Below are 7,457 nucleotides of genomic sequence, written 5' to 3'. Positions count from 1 at the left end.
GGGGCGGCAGCGGCCAAGGCGGGGCGGCGGCCGGCGCAGCCGACGACGGCGGCCACGGCCATCAGGGCCAGCGTGGTCGGCAGGCCGGGCAGGGCGGTCAGCGCCAGCGCCGCGCCGATGCCGAGCGCGGCCTGGCGGTGGTCGTGCACCGCCGCCGACCACAGCCGGCAGCCGGCGGCCAGCACCACGGCGACGATGGCCGGCGCGATGCCGAGCAACAGCGGCCGCAGCGCGTCCATGCTGCCGAAGCGGAAATACAGCGAGCCGAGCAGCACGATGCAGACGAAGGCCGGCAGCACCGCGCACAGGATGGCGACGGCGGCGCCGCTGACGCCGCGCAGCCGGTAGCCGGTGTAGGCCACGACATTGATCGCCACCGGCCCGGGCAGGATGGAGGCCAGCGCCAGGCCGTCCAGCAGGTCCGATTCCGGCAGCAGGCGGTGGCGTTCGACGATGACGTGCTGCGTGACCGCCACCATGGCCATGAAGCCGCCGACGCTGGTGCAGCCTATGCGCAGGAACAGCAGGGCCAGCGTGGCCAGCGGCAGTGCTTGGTCACTGGGCATGATCGGCACCGGCCGCCGCGTCGAAGTAACGGCGGAAGCCGTCCATGAAACGGCCCAGTTCGGCCGCCGGAAGATGGTTGATGCCGGCCGCCGCCTTGCGTCCGCCGCCGCCCTCGAACTGCTCGCAGAAGCCGCAGGCGCTCAGTGTCAGCGGGGCGCCGGAGCGCACGCTGACCAGGTAGGAGCCGTCGCCGCGCTCGTTGAGCACGGCGAAGGAGGCGCCGCCGCGCGCGGCCGCCAGCTGGTTGGCCAGCACGCCGCTGATGCGCCGCGCCCACGCGCTGGCGGGCAGGATGTAGACCGCGCCGCCGGCCAGCTCGGCGTGCGGACGCAGGCCCTGCATCAGCGCGCAGTCGTCGCGGTAGCCGGCGCACAGCGCGCGGTAGGCGTCGCTGGCGGCGATGAAATCGAACGGGCTGTCGTGGCCGCCGAGCGCGCGGTACAGCGCGGCCGGCGCCATGTGCAAGTCCTGCTCGCGTTCGCCGTAGGCGTTGTAGTTGACCACCTGGCCCAGCTGCGCCAGCGCCGCCAGCGCGCCGTCGTCCAGTCCGGTGTCCTGCGCCAGCCGCCGCGCCGCGCCGGCCAGGTTGTCGCCGAAGGCCGCCGCCACCGCCCACGGCCGGTGGCGGCCGTTCAGGTGGCGGTCGACCAGGATGCTGGTGCAGACGTCGGGCGCGCCGTCGCAATGCAGGCGCAGGCGTGGATGGGCGAAGGCGCAGTCGGCCGAATGGTGGTCGAAATACTCGACCTCGGCGCCGCCATCGAGCAGGCGGCGCAGCGCGGCGGCGTTGCTGTCGAGGGAGATGTCGAGCACCGTGACCTGGCCGGCGGCGTCCGGCAAGCGTCGCAGCAGGCCGGTGTCGCGCTTGACGCCGCTCACCAGCTGGGCGCGGCGCGGCGTGTGCAGGCGCAGCTGGTGCAGCGCGAAGATGCCGTCGGCGTCGCCGTTGAAGACATCGTAGTGCGGTGCGGCAGCCATGGCATCAGACGAAGCGGCGCGACAGTTGCTGGTACAGCAGCTCGCATGCGGAGTTCAGCGACAGCGCGCCGGTGTCCAGCGACAGCGCCGGCGCCAGCGGCGCTTCGTAGGGCGCGGTGATGCCGGTGAACTCCGGTATCAGCCCGGCGCGCGCCTTCTTGTACAGGCCCTTGGGATCGCGCGCCTCGCACAGCTTGCGCGAGGTGCTGACGTGGACTTCGATGAAGTTGTCGGCGCCGATCAGGCGGCGGGCCATTTCGCGGTCCTGGCGCAGCGGCGAGATGAAGGCGCAGATCGCGAACAGGCCGGCGTCGTTCATCAGCCGCGCCACTTCGGCGCTGCGGCGGATGTTTTCCTGGCGGTCGGCGGGGGAGAAGCCGAGGTCGCTGTTCAGGTGGTGGCGCAGGTTGTCGCCGTCCAGCACGTAGGCCGGATGGCCGGACGCCACCAGCCGGTCTTCCAGCGCGCAGGCCAGCGTCGACTTGCCGGCGCCGCTCAGGCCGGTGAGCCAGAGCGTCGCCGCCTGCTGCCCGGCCTGGCGGTTGCGGGCTTCAGCCGTGACCTGGCTGCCGTGCCAGAAGATATGCGGGGCGCCGGCCAGCACAGGGCTGTCGAGTTTGTCCATTTTTCCCATGATCGTCTCTCCAGATCAAAACTGTTCCCATTCCTGCGCGGGGGCCTTGGCCTCGGCGCGCGCGCGGCCGGCCGCCGGCAGCGCGGCGCGTTTCAGGCCGGCCGGCACGGCGACCGCCACCCGCTGCAGCGCGGGCCGCGCCGCGCCGGACTGGGCCTCGGTGCGGAACACGCTGACCAGGTCGTTCAAGCTGTTGACCTGGTCCTGCATCGCATGGGCGGCCGCCGCCGCTTCCTCCACCAGCGCGGCGTTCTGCTGGGTGACGTCGTCCATCTGGGTGACGGCGGTGTTGATCTGCTCGATGCCCGACGACTGCTCCTGGCTGGCCTGCATGATCTCGGACATGATGTCGGTCACGCGCCTGACGCTGGAGACCACGTCGTGCATGGTGGTGCCGGCCTGTTCGACCAGGCGGTTGCCGGCCTGGACCTTGTCGACCGAATCGCCGATCAAGTCCTTGATTTCCTTGGCCGCCGCCGCCGAGCGCTGCGCCAGGTTGCGCACCTCGGTGGCGACCACCGCGAAGCCGCGTCCCTGTTCGCCGGCCCGGGCCGCCTCCACCGCGGCGTTCAGCGCCAGGATGTTGGTCTGGAAGGCGATGCCGTCGATGACGGCGATGATGTCGACGATCTTGCGCGCCGAGATGTCGATGGCGGCCATGGTGTCGACCACCTGCGCCACCACCGCGCCACCCTTGGCGGCGACGTCGGAGGCGGATTCGGCCAGGCCGTTGGCCTGGCGGGCATGGTCGGTATTGAGGCGCACGGTGCTGGTCAGCTCCTCCATCGACGAGGCGGTTTCCTCCAGCGTGCTGGCCTGCTGTTCGGTGCGCGAGGACAGGTCCAGGTTGCCGGAGGCGATCTGGCCGGCGGCGGCGGCGATGGTTTCGGTGCTGGCGTGCACCTGGTTGACGATGCGCGCCAGGCTGTCGCGCATGGAGCGCATGGCGAACAGCAGGCTGTGCTGGTCGTTGGGCTTGGGCTCGACGCGCACGGTCAGGTTGCCGGCGGCGATCTGGCCGGCGATTTCGGCCGCCTCGGCCGGCTCGCAGCCCAGCTCGCGGGTCACGCCGCGGGTGATCAGCCAGGCCGCCACCACGCTGGTCAGCAATGCCAGCGAGCCGATGATCAGCATCACCGTGCGCGCCTGGGCGTAGGCGATTTCGGCGGCGTCGGCCGCCTCGGTGTTTTGTTTTTCCTCGACCGCGATCAGCTTGCGCAGCAATTCCCACCAGCGTTTCTGCACCGGCCGGAATTCATAGCGCAGCAGCTTGTAGGCCTCGTCCTGTTTCTGTTCGAGCGCCAGCCCGGCGGCGCGCTCGATGAAGGGTGCGGCCAGCTCGGCCTGCTTGCGGATCTGCTCCAGCAATTCCTTTTCGTCGGCCGAGGTGGCGCTCAGCTTGGCGAACATCTGCCCCAGCTGGTCCTGGGCCGCCGCGTATTTCTTCTGCTGCTCGGCGATGCGCTTGACCTCGATCTGGATTTCCTTGTCTTCCTTGAGCAGGATCAGGTTGCGCATGGCCAGCGCGCGCTCGGTCACGGTCAGGTCCATGACCTGGGCCAGCTTGGTCTCCACGTCGTTGACCTTGGTGATCTCGTCCAGGCGGTCCTGGATCTGGCGCATGCTGTTCAGGGCCAGGCCTATGATCACCAGCAGAAACATAGCCCCCATGCCGAAACCCAAGCCCAGCCGGTTTGCTATCGTCCAATTCTGAAATTTCATATCGCCTCCTTAAGGCCTTATGTGCATTCCGAATATCCAAATGAGGTTTGGGTAGAACGCTGTCATGATCTTAGTAGGCCGAGGTCGCTTGGAAACTCTCCGATAGTCACTTTCGGCGTCAGTGCAACAAAGAAATATGTGTTGATGGCAATCTCTGAAACTTTTTGGCCTGGATGGATGCCGCCAGGCAAGCCAAGTACCTGGCGTTTTTGCATTTATTCGGCCCAAATGGCCTCCTACGCAGAATCCGCCCCTGTGCAGGGGCGGCCAACAGGTCTAAAATGCTGTTTGGGCCCGTTGCCGGATTACGACAAACCGTCTTACATCCCGAAACGGAGAAATTCAATCGGCGGGTATCGCCCGCATGACATGGAATGAACATGGCAACACAGAAAACTAAAATCATCTACACGCTGACCGATGAAGCGCCTATGCTGGCGACCTATTCGCTGCTGCCTATCGTCCGCAAATTCGCCGCGTCGGCTGGCGTAGACGTGACCTCCAGCGATATTTCGGTGGCGGCACGGGTGCTGGCCGAGTTCCCCGAATACCTGACCGACGAGCAAAAAGTGCCAAATACCCTGGCCGAACTGGGCGCACTGACCCAGCTCGCGGACACCAACATCATCAAGCTGCCGAATATTTCGGCATCGGTTTCGCAGCTGGTCGCCTGCGTGCGCGAGCTGCAAAGCCGCGGCTACAAGCTGCCGGACTACCCGGAAGACGCGAAAAGCGACGAAGACAAGGCGCTCAAGGCCCGCTACGGCAAGTGCATCGGCAGCGCCGTCAACCCGGTCCTGCGCGAAGGTAACTCGGACCGCCGCGCGCCCAAGGCCGTCAAAGAGTTCGCCCGCAAGAACCCGCATTCGATGGGCGAGTGGAGCCAGGCTTCCCGCACCCACGTCTCGCACATGCACCACGGCGACTTCTACCATGGCGAAAAATCGCTGACGCTGACCCAGGCGCGCGATGTCAAGATGGAACTGATCACCGACTCGGGCAAGACCATCGTGCTGAAACCGAAAGTTTCGCTGCAAGCCGGCGAAATCATCGACAGCATGTTCATGAGCAAAAAAGCGCTGCTGGAGTTCTACGAGAAGGAAATCGACGACGCCTTCAAGACCGGCGTGATGTTCTCGCTGCACGTCAAGGCGACCATGATGAAGGTGTCGCACCCGATCGTGTTCGGCCACTGCGTCCGCATCTTCTACAAGGAAGCCTTCGCCAAGCACGCCGCGCTGTTCGATGAACTGGGCGTGAACGTCAACAACGGCATGGCCAACCTGTACGAGAAAATCGAAACCCTGCCGGCCTCCAAAAAGGACGAAGTCCTCAAGGACCTGCACGCCTGCCACGAACACCGTCCGGAACTGGCCATGGTCGACTCGGCCAAGGGCATCACCAATTTCCACTCGCCGAACGACATCATCGTCGACGCATCGATGCCTGCCATGATACGCATCGGCGGCAAAATGTGGGGCGCCGACGGCCGTCCGAAAGACGTCAAGGCTGTCATGCCGGAATCGACTTTCGCCCGCATCTACCAGGAGATGATCAATTTCTGCAAATGGCATGGCAACTTCGATCCCAAGACCATGGGCACCGTGCCTAACGTCGGCCTGATGGCTCAGCAAGCCGAGGAATACGGCTCGCACGACAAGACCTTCGAAGTCGCTGAAGGCGGCGTCGCCAACATCACCGACCTGGCCACCGGCGAAGTGCTGCTGACCCAGGTAGTGGAAGCGGGCGACATCTGGCGCATGTGCCAGGTCAAGGACGCACCGATCCGCGACTGGGTCAAGCTGGCCGTCACCCGCGCCCGCAACTCCGGCATGCCTGCCGTGTTCTGGCTGGACCCGTACCGTCCGCACGAGAACGAAGTCATCAAGAAGGTCCAGGTATACCTGAAGGACCACGACACCAAGGGCCTGGACATCCAGATCATGTCGCAAGTGCGCGCCATGCGCTACACGCTGGAACGCGCATCGCGCGGCCTGGACACCATCTCCGTGACCGGCAACATCCTGCGCGACTACCTGACCGACCTGTTCCCGATCCTGGAACTGGGCACCAGCGCCAAGATGCTGTCCATCGTTCCGCTGATGGCGGGCGGCGGCATGTACGAAACCGGCGCCGGCGGTTCGGCACCCAAGCACGTCAAGCAGCTGGTGGAAGAGAACCACCTGCGTTGGGATTCGCTGGGCGAGTTCCTGGCGCTGGCGGTATCGCTGGAAGACATGGGCATCAAGACCGGCAACGCCAAAGCCAAGCTGCTGGCCAAGACGCTGGACGAAGCCACCGGCAAGCTGCTGGACAACAACAAGTCGCCATCGCCGCGCACCGGCGAGCTGGACAACCGTGGCAGCCATTTCTACCTGTCGCTGTACTGGGCACAGGCGCTGGCTGCGCAGAACGACGACGCTGAACTGAAAGCCTACTTCGCGCCGCTGGCGAAGAACCTGGCCGATAACGAAGCCAAGATCGTCGCCGAGCTGAACGCGGCCCAGGGCAAGGCAACGGATATCGGTGGTTACTACTACCCGGATCCAGCCAAGACCGAAGCGGTCATGCGTCCAAGCGTTACCTTCAACGCGGCAATCGACGCGGTTTGATCGTAGCGTAGCTTACGCAAACTAAAAGGGGCAGCCGATTTGGCTGCCCCTTTTTATTGCGTGGTGCTGGTGGGCGCATCCCGCGCATCCACGTAGGCCCAGGCCAGCGTGCCCGAAGCCAGCCTGACGCGCTGGCGGCGGTAGGCTGCCACTTCGTAGCGGTCCGAATTCCGCAACTCCTCGGCGGTGATCGCCAGCACCGAGCCCGCGACCGTGTCGGCGGGCGAGCCGGTGTGCGAGACGATGGGGTGATGTGTCTTGCCGCTGGTCTCGACCACCGCCGGATCGTCGATCGCCAGCATGGCCAGCTGATAGGCGGGCAAACTGTCCGGGCGGCCGGAGAGCAGGCGGCCAAAGGTCGCCTTCTGGACATCGGGCTGTTGCAGTGTGCCGTAGGAGAACAGCATTTCACTCGCGTCATGCGCGCCGCCTCCCAGCGCCTTGCGCGTCGCCCACACAATCGGCAGGCCGAACAGGAATATATGGGACAGCAGGTCCAGCACCGTGGACAAAGGCTGGAACGTGACAGGGCGGGGGAAGGCCGACAGCGGCAACACCACCAGCCGCATCGCCAGGAACACCAGGGCTCCGAACAAGGCTGCCGACAGCAGCGGCCTGGCCGTCAGCGCCGGCACGCGCCGGGCCGCCAGCAGGAACAGCGCCATCCAAACGAAGCTGAGCGCGAAGTGGCACAGCAATCCGACCGCCGCAGTCAGCGCGCCGCCGTTGAAGGCCGCGCTGCCCAGCAGCCCGCTGGCCACGATTTGCAGCAGGCGCTCCGGCGTCAGCCCGTTATAGACGGCAAAGGAAATCGCGAACGTGATATCGAGCGCGCCGGCAATGGCGCCGCCCACGAGTACGGCATAAGGAATGGACCAGCGCTTCATGCATCAGCCTCCGTAAGTTTGCTAGCATGTTATATTAAAAGCAAACCTCGGTAAAAA

Annotated in this window: 6 protein-coding genes; 1 reads left to right on the top strand and 5 read right to left on the bottom strand. The window is 65.7% G+C overall.

What is annotated here, in order from left to right:
- The 4 genes from DUGA2_RS20880 to DUGA2_RS20865 form a co-directional block, all read right to left on the bottom strand.
- On the bottom strand, nucleotides 1–566 hold a 566-nt coding region (locus DUGA2_RS20880), incomplete at its 3' end, for a chromate transporter (protein ID WP_141753328.1).
- On the bottom strand, nucleotides 556–1,545 hold the full coding sequence (locus DUGA2_RS20875) for a hypothetical protein (protein ID WP_070271398.1): 990 nt from the start codon (nucleotides 1,543–1,545) through the stop codon (nucleotides 556–558). The genes DUGA2_RS20875 and DUGA2_RS20880, both read right to left, overlap by 11 nt.
- A gap of 4 nt (nucleotides 1,546–1,549) precedes the next feature.
- Nucleotides 1,550–2,179 carry an adenylyl-sulfate kinase gene (gene cysC / locus DUGA2_RS20870; RefSeq protein ID WP_070271397.1) on the bottom strand — a complete coding sequence of 210 codons (630 nt, stop codon included), beginning with the start codon at nucleotides 2,177–2,179 and terminating at the stop codon, nucleotides 1,550–1,552.
- 15 nt (nucleotides 2,180–2,194) lie between these two features.
- Nucleotides 2,195–3,901: a methyl-accepting chemotaxis protein gene (locus DUGA2_RS20865; protein WP_070271396.1), complete on the bottom strand. Its 1,707-nt coding sequence runs from the start codon at nucleotides 3,899–3,901 to the stop codon at nucleotides 2,195–2,197.
- Nucleotides 3,902–4,281: 380 nt separating this feature from the next.
- On the opposite strand from DUGA2_RS20865, the gene DUGA2_RS20860 reads away from it, so the two are divergent.
- Entirely contained in the window at nucleotides 4,282–6,513 is a 2,232-nt protein-coding gene (locus DUGA2_RS20860) for an NADP-dependent isocitrate dehydrogenase (protein ID WP_070271415.1), read from the top strand.
- A gap of 53 nt (nucleotides 6,514–6,566) precedes the next feature.
- On the opposite strand, the gene DUGA2_RS34915 is transcribed toward DUGA2_RS20860, so the two are convergent.
- Nucleotides 6,567–7,400: a gamma-glutamylcyclotransferase gene (locus DUGA2_RS34915; RefSeq protein WP_307170860.1), complete on the bottom strand. Its 834-nt coding sequence runs from the start codon at nucleotides 7,398–7,400 to the stop codon at nucleotides 6,567–6,569.
- Nucleotides 7,401–7,457 lie beyond the last annotated feature (57 nt).

This window comes from Duganella sp. HH101 (genome assembly GCF_001758795.1).
GTDB classification, from domain to species: Bacteria; Pseudomonadota; Gammaproteobacteria; order Burkholderiales; family Burkholderiaceae_D; genus Rugamonas; species Rugamonas rivuli.
Note: the sequence above shows the minus strand (reverse complement) of the source record. Positions and strands in the feature narration are given on the sequence as shown.